13 protein-coding genes are annotated in these 13,408 nt (G+C 61.2%); 3 read left to right on the top strand and 10 right to left on the bottom strand.

Annotated features, from left to right (window positions below; genetic code table 11):
- Nucleotides 1-1,251 (bottom strand): sarcosine oxidase subunit beta family protein, encoded by a 1,251-nt coding sequence (locus ILFOPFJJ_RS04810; RefSeq protein ID WP_173509391.1) that lies wholly within the window; start codon nucleotides 1,249-1,251, stop codon nucleotides 1-3.
- A 224-nt stretch (nucleotides 1,252-1,475) separates the two neighbouring features.
- On the opposite strand from ILFOPFJJ_RS04810, the gene cysQ reads away from it, so the two are divergent.
- From cysQ to ILFOPFJJ_RS04795, 3 genes are all read left to right on the top strand, one after another.
- Nucleotides 1,476-2,252 carry a 3'(2'),5'-bisphosphate nucleotidase CysQ gene (gene cysQ, locus ILFOPFJJ_RS04805; protein WP_173509390.1) on the top strand — a complete coding sequence of 259 codons (777 nt, stop codon included), beginning with the start codon at nucleotides 1,476-1,478 and terminating at the stop codon, nucleotides 2,250-2,252.
- A gap of 108 nt (nucleotides 2,253-2,360) precedes the next feature.
- A complete protein-coding gene (locus ILFOPFJJ_RS04800; RefSeq protein WP_173509389.1) occupies nucleotides 2,361-3,212 on the top strand; it encodes an SDR family NAD(P)-dependent oxidoreductase in 852 nt (283 codons plus the stop codon).
- A gap of 173 nt (nucleotides 3,213-3,385) precedes the next feature.
- Entirely contained in the window at nucleotides 3,386-4,942 is a 1,557-nt protein-coding gene (locus ILFOPFJJ_RS04795) for a VOC family protein (protein ID WP_173509388.1), read from the top strand.
- Nucleotides 4,943-5,021: 79 nt separating this feature from the next.
- On the opposite strand, the gene ILFOPFJJ_RS04790 is transcribed toward ILFOPFJJ_RS04795, so the two are convergent.
- The 9 genes from ILFOPFJJ_RS04790 to ILFOPFJJ_RS04750 all read right to left on the bottom strand — a co-directional run bounded on the left by ILFOPFJJ_RS04790 (nucleotide 5,022) and on the right by ILFOPFJJ_RS04750 (nucleotide 13,290).
- Nucleotides 5,022-6,344, bottom strand: a complete 1,323-nt coding sequence (locus tag ILFOPFJJ_RS04790; RefSeq protein WP_173509387.1) for a DUF6161 domain-containing protein — start codon at nucleotides 6,342-6,344, stop codon at nucleotides 5,022-5,024.
- Between the two features lie 137 nt (nucleotides 6,345-6,481).
- Nucleotides 6,482-7,057, bottom strand: a complete 576-nt coding sequence (locus tag ILFOPFJJ_RS04785) for an NADPH-dependent FMN reductase (protein ID WP_173509386.1) — start codon at nucleotides 7,055-7,057, stop codon at nucleotides 6,482-6,484.
- A 148-nt stretch (nucleotides 7,058-7,205) separates the two neighbouring features.
- On the bottom strand, nucleotides 7,206-8,159 hold the full coding sequence (locus tag ILFOPFJJ_RS04780; protein WP_173509385.1) for a ring-cleaving dioxygenase: 954 nt from the start codon (nucleotides 8,157-8,159) through the stop codon (nucleotides 7,206-7,208).
- A gap of 155 nt (nucleotides 8,160-8,314) precedes the next feature.
- Complete coding sequence (locus ILFOPFJJ_RS04775; protein ID WP_173509384.1) at nucleotides 8,315-9,100, bottom strand: carbon-nitrogen hydrolase family protein; 786 nt, start codon at nucleotides 9,098-9,100, stop codon at nucleotides 8,315-8,317.
- On the bottom strand, nucleotides 9,097-9,897 hold the full coding sequence (locus ILFOPFJJ_RS04770) for an ABC transporter permease (RefSeq protein WP_173509383.1): 801 nt from the start codon (nucleotides 9,895-9,897) through the stop codon (nucleotides 9,097-9,099). Before ILFOPFJJ_RS04770 ends, ILFOPFJJ_RS04775 begins: the two co-directional genes overlap by 4 nt.
- Complete coding sequence (locus ILFOPFJJ_RS04765; RefSeq protein WP_173509382.1) at nucleotides 9,894-10,748, bottom strand: ABC transporter permease; 855 nt, start codon at nucleotides 10,746-10,748, stop codon at nucleotides 9,894-9,896. The genes ILFOPFJJ_RS04770 and ILFOPFJJ_RS04765 overlap by 4 nt, the downstream gene beginning before the upstream one ends.
- A complete protein-coding gene (locus ILFOPFJJ_RS04760; protein ID WP_173509381.1) occupies nucleotides 10,745-11,782 on the bottom strand; it encodes an ABC transporter ATP-binding protein in 1,038 nt (345 codons plus the stop codon). The genes ILFOPFJJ_RS04765 and ILFOPFJJ_RS04760 overlap by 4 nt, the downstream gene beginning before the upstream one ends.
- A gap of 225 nt (nucleotides 11,783-12,007) precedes the next feature.
- The gene (locus tag ILFOPFJJ_RS04755) at nucleotides 12,008-13,087 is read right to left on the bottom strand and encodes an ABC transporter substrate-binding protein (RefSeq protein WP_173509380.1); all 1,080 of its coding nucleotides are present in this window, start codon (nucleotides 13,085-13,087) and stop codon (nucleotides 12,008-12,010) included.
- On the bottom strand, nucleotides 13,084-13,290 hold the full coding sequence (locus tag ILFOPFJJ_RS04750; protein ID WP_173509379.1) for a hypothetical protein: 207 nt from the start codon (nucleotides 13,288-13,290) through the stop codon (nucleotides 13,084-13,086). Before ILFOPFJJ_RS04750 ends, ILFOPFJJ_RS04755 begins: the two co-directional genes overlap by 4 nt.
- Between the last annotated feature and the right edge of the window lie 118 nt (nucleotides 13,291-13,408).

Here is a 13,408-nt window from a genome sequence, read left to right as displayed (position 1 = left end):
TCAGTGAAGATTGGGTTGGGGACCGGAACCGGCCTCGTCGACCGCATAGCCGCGAGCGAAACGGTCGAGCCTCAGGGAACGTGCGACCGGATGCGTGTCGTTCTTGGCGATCAGGTGGGCAAAGCAGTAACCGGATGCGGGGGTAGCCTTGAAGCCGCCGTAGCACCAGCCGCAGTTCAGGTAGAGATTGTCGACCGGCGTACGGTCGATGATCGGCGACCCGTCCATGCTCATGTCCATGACGCCGGCCCAGGAGCGCAGCACGCGGACGCGCGAAAGGCCGGGGATCATCGTCACGCCTTCCTCCATCACATGCTCGGCGGTCGCGAGGTTTCCACGCTGCGCATAGGAGGAATAGCCGTCGATCTCCGCCCCGAAGACGAGGCCGCCCTTGTCCGACTGCGAGATATAGAAGTGGCCGCCGCCATAGACGATCACATGATCGATGCAAGGCTTCAGCCCTTCGGTGACGAAGGCCTGCAGCACATGGCTCTCGATCGGCAGCTTCAGATCCGCCATCTGCCCGACGCGGGAACTGTTTCCCGCGGCCGCCAGCGCGAGCTTGCCGCAGCCGATGAAGCCCTTGGTCGTCTCGACACCGGTGACGACGCCGTTCTCGCGACGGATCGCGGTCACCTCGCAGTGCTCGATGATATCGACACCATGCCGGTCGGCGCCGCGCGCATAGCCCCAGGCGACCGCATCGTGTCGGGCCGTGCCTGCGCGCCGCTGGAGGAGCCCGCCGAGGATCGGATAGCGGGCGTGGTCGTAGTTGAGGAAGGGGATCATCTTCTTCAGCTGGTCGCGCTCGATCAGCTCGGCCGCCACGCCTTCCATCCACATGGCGTTGCCGCGCCGTATATAGGCGTCGCGTTGGCCGTCGCTGTGGTAAAGCATGATGACGCCGCGTTGCGACAGCATCACATTATAGTTCAGCTCCCGCTCCAGCCCTTCCCAGAGCTTCATGGAGAACTCATAGAACGGCTCGTTGCCCGGCAGCATGTAGTTGGAACGCACGATCGTCGTGTTGCGGCCGACATTCCCGGAGCCGAGATAGCCCTTCTCCAGCACGGCGACGTTTTTGACACCGAATTCCTTGGCGAGATAATAGGCAGTTGCAAGGCCATGACCGCCGCCGCCGACGATGATCACATCGTAATGCGATTTCAGCTCGGCCTGTCGCCATTGCGGCTTCCAATTCAGATTTCCGGAGAGAGCGTTCTTGACGATCGAGAATGCGGAATAGCGCATGAAGGCATCCAGTTCACTTGCGCGGCCACTTTTGCATAAGCGAAGCGCAACGCAAAGATGCAAGAGGCTCTGCGGCTGCAAAATGCCGCGGTGATGGATCGCCACGGCGTCGAGCGTCCGCGATTGCGGCAAACAGAAAGGTTTGAGTATGAACGGAAGAAGCCTATCGGTATTCCGCCCGTCTCATGCGAATCGCAGCAATGGCGTGGAAAAGAAGAGTGACGATGCTGGAAATACTGGAAAGATCGGCGATCGCGGCCGGAAGGGCGATCCTGGACATATATAACGCCGGGCCGGCCGTCGCCTACAAAGCCGATGCCTCGCCGGTCACCGACGCGGACCACAGCGCCGAACGCATAATCCTCGCCGATCTCGCGGCGAACTTTCCCGATATTCCCGTCGTCGCCGAGGAAGCCGCCGCCGCCGGGCATGTGCCGGATATTTCCGGAAAACCCTTCTTTCTGGTCGATCCGCTCGACGGCACCAAGGAATTCGTCGGCCGCAGCAGCGATTTCACCGTCAATATCGCATTGATCGAGAACGGCGTGCCCGTTACCGGCGTGGTTTATGCACCCGCGCTCGGGATCCTCTATTCGACAAGTTCCAGGAAGGCGAAGAAGGCCTTGGTCGTGGACGATCGAATTGCCAGTCCTCAGGCGGATATCGGCTGCCGCATCTGCGGCGACCGGCCGGTGGCGTTGACCAGCCGCTGGCACAACAGCGCAGAGACGATCGCCTATCTCGCCGATCACGGCATCACCGATTACGAGGCTGTCGGCTCGTCGCTGAAATTTTGCCTGCTGGCCGAAGGCCTTGCCGACATCTACCCGCGCTTCAGCCGCACGATGGAATGGGATACGGCCGCCGGCGACGCCATTCTGCGGGCTGCCGGCGGCGAGACTCTGACCATGGACGGAACGCCGCTTACCTATGGCAAGCGCAACCAGCGCCACGACAGCGATTTTGCCAATCCCTGGTTCGTCGCCCGCGGCAAACCCTGATCGAAAATACGGCGGCAGCATGCCGACAGCCAAACGCGGAAGTGCGATGGACTTCGCGGAAGGGGCGTCCTATTTCTTCGGGCACCTTCGTTATCAGGAGCAATCTCAATGCCCCACGCCGCTCTTTCGAAAAACCATGTCGCCGTCGTCACCGGGGCCGCCTCCGGCATCGGACTTGCCGCGGCGAAGCGCTTCGCCGATCTCGGGCTGAAAGTTGTCCTTGCCGACCTGCCGGGCGAGCGCTTGCAGGCGGCTGCGGCCGAGGTAGCGAAGGTCGCCGCAGGCGGAGCGAACGATGTCGCCGCAATCGCGACGGATGTCTCACAGCCCGACGAGCTCGTGGCGCTGGCGCGTTCGGTGCGCGAGCGCTTCGGCCACGTGCATGTGCTGATGAACAATGCCGGCATCCAGCCGGGCAGCTCGATGTTCGGCCCGCTGGAGAACTGGGAAGCCGTGATCACCGTCAATCTCTGGGGCGTGATCAACGGCTCGCGAATTTTCGCGCCTGCGATGATCGCCCATGGTGAGCCCGGGCTGATCATCAACACCGGTTCGAAACAAGGCATCACGACGCCGCCCGGCGACCCCGCCTACAATGTCTCGAAGGCCGGCGTGAAGGTCTTCACCGAGGCGCTGCAGCACGAGTTGCGCAATACCGAAGGCTGCAAGGTTGCCGCCCACCTGCTGATCCCCGGTTTCGTCTACACGTCGCTGACCGCCCAGGGACGGACCGAGAAGCCGGCGGGAGCGTGGACTCCTGAGCAGACGGTGGACTTCATGATGGATAGCCTCGAACGCGGCGATTTCTATATCCTCTGCCCGGACAACGAAGTCGTCCGCTCGACGGACGAGAAACGCATCCTGTGGGCCGCCGGTGATATCGTCGAGAACCGGCCGCCGCTTTCGCGCTGGCACCCCGATCACGGCGACGCTTTCAAGGCATTCCTCGACCGCGATTGAGAAACGGCCGTCCGACGAAACAAGGCAACCCGACGGGCGGTTCGACAGCGCCGCGCGTCCAATCGGACGCACTAAAATCGCTGTAGCACTTTGAATTGCTGCATGATTTTGTCCTTAAATCGATTCCGATTTAAGGGATCATGCAGCAGGGGAACAGCAGGAAGGACAAGACCGTGACTAGCGGTATTCACCACATCACCCTGATCGCCCGCAAGGTGCAGGCAAATGTCGATTTCTATGTCGGCTTCCTCGGGCTGCGCCTCGTCAAGCGAACCGGCGGCTACGAGGACCCTAATCAACTACATCTCTTTTACGGCGATGCGGTGGGATCGCCGGGCTCGCTCGTCACCTTCCTTATGTGGGAAGACGGCGCGCCAGGACGCGTCGGGCACGGCCAGCCGAGCGAAATCGCCTTTGCCATCCCGCCGGAGAGCATCGGCTTCTGGCTGACGCGCGCGTTGCAATTCAACATTCAGGCGACCGGCCCGGCACAGGAGTTCGGCGAACCGGTGTTGCGTCTGAAAGATCCGGACGGCGTGATCGTGAAACTGGTCGGAACGAACGCGCTCGCCGAACCTGCCCCGTGGGCGAGCCGGGACATCCCCGAAACGGACGCGGTCCGGCGGCTGCGCGGTGCGACCATTCTCACCGAGAAGCCCAAGGAAACCGCTCACTTCCTTCAAAACCATTTCGGCTATTCGGAGATCGGCGCAACAGCCACGATCCGGCGCTTCACCTCCACTTCCGGAGACGTTATCGACGTACGCGACGCCACCGGCTTCTGGACGTCGGCGCCCGGCACGGGCACGATCGACCATATAGCCTTTCGCGCGCCGGACGAGGCGACGGTGCTTGCCGTGCGCGCCGATCTCGAGCAGGAGCACGCCGGCGCCACCAACGCGCATGACCGGAAGTATTTCTTCTCGCTCTATGTCCGTGAGCCGGGCGGCTCGCTCTACGAGCTGGCGACCGACGGTCCGGGTTTTTCTGTCGACGAGCCTTCCGACACGCTCGGATCCAAGCTGTTCCTGCCATCGCATCTGGATGCCGACGCGGTCGCGACTTTGGTCAAGCTGCCGCAATTCGCCATGCCCGGCGAGCCGCGGCTGACGCCGCGCGACCTGCCCTTCATCCACCGGTTCTATCATCCGGATCAGCCGAACGATCGCACCTTCGTGCTGCTGCACGGCAGCGGCGGCAACGAGACGGATATGCTTCCCTTCGGACATCAGGTCGATCCGCACGCCACCTTGCTCGGAATGCGTGGCCGAAGCAACGAGGAAGGTTTTCCGCGGTGGTTCCGCCGCCTGTCGATGACGACCTTCGACCAGCAGGACATCCGCTCGGAAGCAGAGGCCTTCGCAGCCTTCGTCGAAGGCGCGCGCGAGGGCTACGGGCTCGCTCCCGACAAGACAATATTCATCGGCTATTCCAACGGCGCCAACATGCTGGCCGCCGTCATGCTGCTTTATCCCGGCCTGCTCAGGAACGTGGTGATGATGCGCGCGATGTCGGCGCTCGAAGACGTGCCGAAGCCCGATCTTGCCGAAGCAAACATCCTGGTGCTCACCGGAAAGCAGGATCCCTACGGCAAACATGCGCCGGTTTTGAAGAAGGTCCTCGCCGATACCGGCGCCAGTCTCGAGGCACTGGATATCGATACCCATCACGGCATCGGCGACGACGATGTTGCAGCCATTCGCCGCTGGATGGGGAAAAACGGTATCTGACGCAGATTCAGGAGAAGTGCGTGCGGTTCTCCATCCAAGCTTTGTCATCGCGAGGGGAGGCGAGGGTGAGGCTGTGTTTTTAGGATTTGCCCGCCGCTGCTTTGTTGAGCAACTCCGTGAAGTTCGGCGGGTCGACGTTTTCTGGCCCATGTCCAGGCGCAGGTCGGAAGAGAGCATTAAGGACCAGTGCTCTTTCCTCCGATGTAGCGCCGTTCTTTTCGATGAGGTGGAAATACACGTCCATCATCGTTTCACGCTGTCGCGCATCGTCCATCAGTATCATCGAGCGAGCATTGAAGCGGACCAAGAGTTTTATCGCCCAGAAGTAGATCGCAAGCGGTACCGTAATGATGACCAGCCGACTGATGGTGGCGGTGGTCAGTTGCGCAGTCGTGGCATCGGCAGGTAGTCCTTGCGTTGCGGCATCACCGATATGCCGCAGGATTTCAATAATCCCGTCCATATTTGTGTATGCCGCGTGGATAGGGGCGGCCAGCGCCGCGAAGATTACACCAGCAGAAAGCCAGAATGATGCTGCGCTCCATTGTGCGCGGCTCTTCCAGAGCTTCTTGGTCGTATCGATCTGCAGTTCTTCGCGAACCGCATCCGCATATCTTTGGATGTTTTCCCGAGAGAGCGAGATCCTGGCCTCATTCTCCTTACTCTGTTTCAGCACTTCATCAAAAACGACTTTTGCAGCGGTGGCGGTCTCACCCAGCTGCTCGACATCTATCTTGAGATCACCGATGGTCTGTTGAATCTGCGCCCGGAGATGAGTGTCTTGTTTCTGCAGGGTGCTGTTGCGTTCTATCATTCCTTGCAACTGGCTTTGTGCGGTGCCCACAAGGGATTGGACCCGCTCCTCCGTACGTGTCGTTATGAGAGCGAGGTCCGATTCGGTTCTGCTCTTGGTCTCTGCAAAGGCCTTCAACGCTGCGTAGCTGCCGACATCAGCGGTAAGCGCCGCACTGCTCGTCGAATTCTGAAAATCGATACCCAGGGGCAGGTCTGCACATTCCACATAGATTGCACTGAACAATGCAACGCCGAGCCGGCGCAACTGATCTGAATCCAGTGGTGGTTCGCTGCCATTAATGCGCGCAGAAAATTCTGTTATCGCCTCAGTGTACAAGATTGGTACGCGCAATGACGCAAGCTCTGTAAGGCCCTGTCTCGTGTGGGTATCGATCGCCTTTCCCAATGTCCCGTAGAGATTGTTTAGGTGATCGTTGGGCAGATGCCTCGCGACTATCTCTCGACCGACCCTAATCAACTGCTGGTAGGCGTTACCAACGCCATTTGGCGGAATCGTCTGTCCGCCGCGATGCCGAACGTGAGACTCCTCGAACGGAAATCGCACCCACTCATAATGCTGATGATCCACTACCGCCCCCTTTGCCATCCAATGCTTTCGATTAGTGACCTCGGAGCGTCATTGCAATGGGGGCGTGCATGACGAGTCTTCCGACTCATCCCGCTCATTCAAAGGGTTGGCGCAATTTCACTGTTTCAACGAGATCGCGAACGCCTAATACGGCACTAAATGTCTGCGCCCGTTGCTTTCACTGTCGCGACATGGTCGGCGAAAGCCCTGACGAAGCCGCGCAACCGCTCCCGGGTCTGGTCGTCGGTCAACTGCCCCTCGCTGTCGAAGAGCGTGTCGGCCTTCGGCAGCATCAGCCGCTTGCCCGACCAAAGATCGGCTCCGAGCGTCCGCATCACGGCGAGCCAGGCATTCTGGCTGAGAATGGTCCCGAAATTGCCGGGAGAGGCACCGGCCAAGGCAAAGGGGCGACCGCCGAACACATTACGGATGTCAGCCGGCGGGCGACTGAGCCAGTCGATCGCGTTCTTGAAAACGCCGGGCATCGAGTTGTTGTATTCCGGCGTGAAAAGGATCACGCCATCCGCCGCCATGATCTTCCGCTTGAGATCGGCCGCCGCCGCCGGAACGCCGCTCTCAGCCTCCACATCACCATCGTAGAGCGGGATGCCATGCAGCGTCGCGGTCTCGAATTCGATGTCGTCCGGCGCGACGGACTTTGCAGCCTTCAGTAAGGCCGTATTGAAGGAAGCCTTCCGCAGACTGCCCGATATGCCGAGTATCTTCGTCATGAATGCCTGATTTCCTCTTGTTTATGCCTCGGTACAGCATCATTTGCGCGTCTGATCAGACGCGCGGCACTGCAGTCCGCATTCATTAGAACTAGAGGTCAAAGGACAAAAAGAAAGCCGAGAGCAGCGTCCCGGCTTTGCGTTGGCATTATTCCAGCGGTTTCAGCCTGGCCTCGATCTGAGCCCGCTTGGGCTCCAGGAAGGGCGGCAGCGACAGGCTTTCGCCGAGCGTCTCCATCGGTTCATCGACAGCAAAACCGGGCCCGTCGGTCGCGATCTCGAACAGAATGCCGTTCGGCTCGCGGAAGTAGAGCGAGCGGAAATAGAAGCGTTCGACCTCACCGCTCGACGGCAGGCGGAAGCCGTTCAGGCGTTCCGTCCACTGATGGAGCGCGTCCATGTCCGGCGCGCGGAACGCCACATGGTGAACGGCGCCGGCGCCCTGGCGCGCAATCGGCAGGTCCGGTTGAACCGCGACATGCAATTCGGCCGCCGGACCACCCTCGCCCATCGAGAAGACGTGTACTTCGCCAGAGCCGTCGGGCGAAACGTAGCGGCGCACCTCCGCCATGTTCATCACGTGGGTGAGCACGAGCGCCGTGTTGGTGATGTCAGGCACGCTGATGGTAATGGGACCGAGGCCCTTGATCTGATGCTCGGCTGGAACCGGGCTCCTGTCCCAAGGATGCGACGGCATCAGCCCGCCATCGTCGAGCAGCCGGAAACGCTGGCCTTCGCCGTCTTCGAAGTCGAGCGAGGTGCGGCCATCGATCTCCGTGACCTCGCCGGCGGAGACGTTCAGTTCGGTAAACCGGCGCTTCCACCATCTGACGCTTTCAGCACTGCCAACGCGAAGGCCGGTGCGCGAAATGCTGTGCGTGCCGCGTCCCTCGGGGCCGACCGGCCAGTCGAAGAACGTCAGGTCCGTGCCGGGCGTCGCCTTTCCGTCTGCATAGAAGAGATGGTAGGCGGTCGTATCATCCTGATTGACGGTTTTCTTGACCAGCCTCAGACCCAGCGTCTTCGTGTAGAAGCGCAGGTTTTCCGGTGCATTGGCCGTGATCGCCGTGAGATGGTGGATACCTGTTAGTTGCAAGCTCATGATTGCCTCCAGTTCGAAGCGTTACGGCGGACTTTGCGCGTCCGGGGACGCGCGGCGCCGTAAGGCGGGCATTTCGTTGAGCAGAATATCGGTCGGCCAGGTCGTTTCAAAAAGAGGGAACGACGCGAACAGATTGTTCTCCAAAGGCGAACGATCTAGCGGCGTGGACGCTGCAGGTCCTTGAGATAAGTATTCTCCAAGCGCGAAATGGCAAATGCCTCCGGGTCGATCTCGGCAAAGATCAAGGTCTCGTCCGCGGAATTGGCTTTCGCCAGGAGTTGGCCGTCCGGCGAGGCAACCCGCGACAAGCCGGCGAAAGAAAACATCGAATCGGAACCGCAATGATTGATGTAGGCGACAAAGACCTGATTTTCGAACGCCCTTGTCTGGATCATGTGCTCGGTGATGAAGGTTCCCGACCAGCCGGCCGGAAGCGCCGTTGGCACCAGTACCGCCTCGGCGCCGGCAAACGCGAGCCGCCGGACATTTTCGGGAAACTCGACGTCGTAGCAGATCAGCATGCCGCAGGTGACGCCCCGGTGTTCAAAGAGGCGCGTCGACGGTTCGGCCGGCGTGAACAGCGCGCGCTCATAGTCGCCATAAAGATGCGATTTGCGATATACGGTCGGGGCGGCGTCGCCGTTGACGTGGACCGCGCTGTTATAGATGGCATCGCCCTCGCGCTCGGCGAAGCCCGCAATGATCGCGATACCGGCTTCGGCCGAAATCTGCTGCAATCGCCGCACGATGGGGCCATCGGCGGGTTCGGCGATGTCGCGGATTACATCGCCCGCGCCGTAGCCGGTAATGCCGAGCTCGGGCGTGATCAGCAACGTCGCGCCCTGGAGCGAAGCCTCCGCTGCCGCCCCGCCGATCCGGCCGAGATTGGCGGCAACGTCGCCGCCAATGGATTTCATCTGCAGAGCGGCAAGCCTCATCATTTACCATCCGATGACATGGCGCCGAGCAGCTTCGGTAGGTCTCCGAAACGGGCGACGAGACCGAAGATGACCGCAGCCGTCGTGACGAAGAGGATCGTCACCGACGCCATGGTCGGCGTGTAGCCGTAGCGCAGCGCGTTGAAGATCTTGATCGGCAGCGTCTCCATGGTGAAGCCGACGGTCATGTAGGCGACGATATATTCGTTGAGCGATAGCACGAAGGCAAAGGCATAGCCCGAAACAATGTAGGGCAGGATCAGCGGCAGCACCACCGTACGGAAAACCGTACGCTCGTCCGCGCCCATGGTCGAGGCCGCCTCGACCAGCGAACGATCGATCGACGTGAAACCGAGCGACAGGGTGACGAGCGGCAAGGTCACGAAGAAAATCGCGTGGCTGACGACTGCAGTCCAGGGCTGGCCATAGAATCCGGCGGTCGCCCAGAAGGTGAGAAGCCCGAGCGCCGTGATGACCGGCGGCAGCGTGAAGGGTGCGACGCCCAGAAGCTGGAAGATATTCGCCCAAGGCGCCACGCGCCGCCACAGGAACCAGGCAAGCGGCAGGGCAATGGCGACGGCAAGCGCCGCCGAAAGCACGGCGAGCGTCACCGAGGCCATCAGCGCGTTTCGCCATTCGGGATTCAGGAAGATCTCGCCATACCAGGATGTCGAGAAGCCCTGCGGCGGGAAGGCGAGCGTCTGCTTTTCGTTTATCGAAACGCCGGCAACCACGATCAGCGGCAGCGCGAGGAAAAGGGCGATCAGGAAGAAATAGAAGTTGCGGAAAATGGATGTCATGCCGCTTCTCCCTTCCGTCCCGCAATTACCGTCAAGGCGACCAGCCCGAGCGTCACCAGCACGAGGAACACCGCCATCGCCGCAGCGAAGGGCATGTTCGACTGGTAGATCGCCTGGTCGGTGATCAGGACGGACAGGGTCCAGTGCTGGGGCCGTCCGAGAAGCTGCGGCAGCAGATAGGAACCGAGCGCGAAGATGAAGACCATGATCAGCGTCGCGACGATCGTGTTCCTGAGCGCCGGAACGACGACGGTGAAGAAGGCCCTGAGCGGCGAGGCGCCGAGCGTGCGAGCAGCCTCGGTCAAGGTTGGATCGAGGCGGACGAGCGCCGGGAACAGGACGAGCACCGTATAGGGGAAGGCCTGATAGACCATCCCCGTCAGCACTGCTGCGAAACTTGGCGTCAACGCCTTGGCCTCACCCATGATGCCGAGCGCGACAAGGATGTTGGTGATGCCGGCCGTGCGCGAGAAGAGCGTCGACCAGGCGAAACCGATGATAACCTCGGAGAGCGAAAGCACCGAGAGCAGAGCGACCAGCCAGACGACCTGCACGCTGCGCGCCATCCGCGTCAGCATATAAGTGAAGGGCAGCGCCAGCACGACGCAGCAGATCGCGACCGCGATCGCCATCATGAGCGAGAAGCCGAGCACGCCGCCGAAGAAGGCCGAGAGGAAGCGGGCGTAATTGTCGTAAACGAAGGCCGGCGTATAGAAGCCGCCCTGCTGGCGCTGGAAGAAGCTGACGGCGATCATCGTGCCAAAGGGCACGACGAAGAAGATGGTGAGCATCGCCGCGGGGAAAAGAAGCGGCGCGTAATCGCCGATGGTCTGGGGCGGTTCGCGTCTCATTTCCTGAGCACCACGCAAACATCGGGAGTGAGCGCGACGCCGACCTGTTGGCCAACGGTGACGTCCGGCCGCTCGCGCGGCGTGGAAACGGCAACAATCTGGCGGCCGGCAACATCCACGAAGGTCTCGATCGTCCCGCCGAGATCGCGCACGAAGGTGACCGTGCCGGAAATTGCACCGGCACCCGGCGCCGTCAGGTGCACGTCCTCGGGACGAATCGACAGCGTCGCCTTGGCCGCGCCGGGGAGCAGCGCGAGACCCGGCACTGGCTGGCCGAGCACGGAAACATGGCCGAGCGAGTCCGCTTCGGCTTCGATCAAGTTGGTCTGGCCGATGAAGTCGGCGACGAAACTGTCCGCCGGCCGACGGTAGATTTCGATCGGCGAGGCCGCCTGGCGGATTTCTCCGCCGTTCATGACCACCACCGTATCGGCCATGGTCATCGCTTCGCGCTGGTCGTGCGTGACGACGATCGTCGTGATCCCGAGTTTCTGCTGCAGTTGCCGGAGCTCCACCTGCATCGCCTCGCGCAGTTTCGCGTCGAGCGCCGAGAGCGGCTCGTCGAGCAGGAAAAGCTTCGGCGAGATCGCCAGGGCGCGGGCGATCGCGACACGCTGGCGCTGGCCACCGGAAAGCTTGGAAACCGGCCGGTCCGCATAGCCCGAGAGATGGATCATCGACAGCAGTTCCTCGACCCGCCGCTTCTGGTCCTCCTTCGGTGCGTTTCGGATGCGCAAGGGATAGGCGATGTTTTCGCCGACGGTCAGGTGCGGAAAGAGCGCCAGCGACTGAAACACCATGCCGAGATTGCGCTTGTGGGTCGGCACGCGGGTGATGTCTTCGCCGTCGAGATGGATCGCACCTCCCGTCGGGAGATCAAGCCCGGCGATCATGCGCAGCAACGTCGTCTTGCCGCAGCCCGATGGGCCGAGCATGCAAACGAAGGTGCCGTGCGGCACGGTGAGCTCGACATTGTTGACGGCCGTGAAGGATCCGAATTCCTTGACGACGTTCTGAAGGGCAAGTCCCGACATATATCCCCGTCCCACAGCGCCGTGCGTCTCTTCAGACGCGCAATGGCCGCTGTATCGCTCTGAATTGCTGCACGGTTTCTTAAATCGGTTTCCGGTTTAAGAAACCATGCAGTAGCGCCTCATGCGCAGATGGTTTCCACAGCGCCGCGTGTCTTTTCGGACGCGCAATGGCCGCTGCAATAGGGTCTCCCGCCGGCGCTCGGCCGGCGGGAGACCTGTTGGCGATCAGCCGACGATCAGTTCCGTCCACTTCTGGTTCAGCCAATCCGACTTGGTTTGGTAGAGATCGTAGCGCGGGACAATCGGTTCTATGTCCGATGAAACGGCTGCAAACTCCTTGTCCGTGAGATCTGTCGATTCGCGCTTGACCGTGGGCGCGGTTCCGACCTTGCGCGACAGGGTCGCCTGAATCGATGACTGGCACATATAGTCGATGAAAATGTGCGCTTCCTCTGTTTTCTGCGAGGCGCGCGACAATGCCCAGCAACCGGAATCCTGGATGCCGCCCTCCTTCGGGAAGGTAGAGCGCACCGGATGGCCATCGGCCGCGGCAAGGCCGGTCACGTCGTGGTAGTACTGGCCCATCGGAATTTCACCGGACTTCAGCGCCTGTTCGAACTGCGCTTCGTCACGATACCAGAGGCGTACGTTCGGCTTCACTTCCGCGAGCTTTTCGAAAGCCTTGAGAATGCCTTCTTCGCTGTCGAGCGCATTGGTGCCGCCCATGAAGGTCTTCGCGGTAACCTCGAGCAGGAAGGAGTTCGAGACAAGCGCGAGCAGCCCGAGCTTATCGGCATTCGCCGGATCCCAGAAGGCGGACCAGGATGTCGGCGCTTCCTTGTAGACGTCGGTGTTGGTGACGAGAGTGATGTACCAGGAAACGGCACCGATACCTGCGACGCGACCGTCCGGATACTTGTTGACGAACCGGTCGAGCAGGTTGGAACTGTTCTTGATCTTCGCCACATCGATCGGCGTCCAGAGATCGGTCGCCTGACCCTTGAGCATTGCGACCTGCGACATCATCGAGACGTCCGCCGGAGCCTGGCCCGCACGAGCGGCCTGTTCCAACTGGACGAGCCAGGCCTCACCGGTCGGCTCTGCCACCGACTCGACCGCAATGCCCGTCGCCTTGGTGAATTCCGGGAAGATGTTCTTGTCGAAGGAATCCTTGAAGTAACCGCCGTAGACGCCGACCTTCAGCGACTTGTCCTGCGCTCTCAAGACGGCCGGCATCGCCAGCATCGACGCGCCGGCAAGCCCTGCCCCCAGCAGCGTGCGGCGCTTGATGGAATTGATGTTCATCGCATGTCTCCTTTGTTTTGGCGGCTACCGCCGCGTTCCCTGTTGTAGTTGATTCCTTGCATCTTTTCGGCTCGCTCCGCCAGCCTTTGTCGCCGGAGAATTGTCCCATGTTCGATCAGCGCGTTGCAAAGCGCGAACAAGGCCGCAATCAGCCTGCCGGCCGCAAAAAACTCCACGTCCGCATTATCGACCGCATTGGCCATCCTGAGAAGCCTGGCATCCGATCATTGCTCCCCATGCGTGTCAAAGGCGATGCCAGACACGACCGCATCCGGCTTCGTCGGCGCGGACGATCGCTTCGTTCCCGATGTAACCGGCAAA

The sequence above is a fragment of the Sinorhizobium psoraleae genome, from assembly GCF_013283645.1.
Classification (GTDB): Bacteria; Pseudomonadota; Alphaproteobacteria; order Rhizobiales; family Rhizobiaceae; genus Sinorhizobium; species Sinorhizobium psoraleae.
The sequence above is the reverse complement of the archived record's forward strand: the minus strand, read 5'-3'. Positions and strand labels throughout refer to the sequence as shown.

Bases quoted from the DNA above. Each gene is read 5' to 3' on its own strand.
- ILFOPFJJ_RS04810 (WP_173509391.1), bottom strand. From the start codon at position 1,251: ATGCGCTATTCCGCATTCTCGATCGTCAAGAACGCTCTCTCCGGAAAT.
- cysQ (WP_173509390.1), top strand. From the start codon at position 1,476: ATGCTGGAAATACTGGAAAGATCGGCGATCGCGGCCGGAAGGGCGATC.
- ILFOPFJJ_RS04800 (WP_173509389.1), top strand. From the start codon at position 2,361: ATGCCCCACGCCGCTCTTTCGAAAAACCATGTCGCCGTCGTCACCGGG.
- ILFOPFJJ_RS04790 (WP_173509387.1), bottom strand. From the start codon at position 6,344: ATGGCAAAGGGGGCGGTAGTGGATCATCAGCATTATGAGTGGGTGCGA.
- ILFOPFJJ_RS04785 (WP_173509386.1), bottom strand. From the start codon at position 7,057: ATGACGAAGATACTCGGCATATCGGGCAGTCTGCGGAAGGCTTCCTTC.
- ILFOPFJJ_RS04780 (WP_173509385.1), bottom strand. From the start codon at position 8,159: ATGAGCTTGCAACTAACAGGTATCCACCATCTCACGGCGATCACGGCC.
- ILFOPFJJ_RS04775 (WP_173509384.1), bottom strand. From the start codon at position 9,100: ATGATGAGGCTTGCCGCTCTGCAGATGAAATCCATTGGCGGCGACGTT.
- ILFOPFJJ_RS04770 (WP_173509383.1), bottom strand. From the start codon at position 9,897: ATGACATCCATTTTCCGCAACTTCTATTTCTTCCTGATCGCCCTTTTC.
- ILFOPFJJ_RS04765 (WP_173509382.1), bottom strand. From the start codon at position 10,748: ATGAGACGCGAACCGCCCCAGACCATCGGCGATTACGCGCCGCTTCTT.
- ILFOPFJJ_RS04760 (WP_173509381.1), bottom strand. From the start codon at position 11,782: ATGTCGGGACTTGCCCTTCAGAACGTCGTCAAGGAATTCGGATCCTTC.
- ILFOPFJJ_RS04755 (WP_173509380.1), bottom strand. From the start codon at position 13,087: ATGAACATCAATTCCATCAAGCGCCGCACGCTGCTGGGGGCAGGGCTT.
- ILFOPFJJ_RS04750 (WP_173509379.1), bottom strand. From the start codon at position 13,290: ATGGCCAATGCGGTCGATAATGCGGACGTGGAGTTTTTTGCGGCCGGC.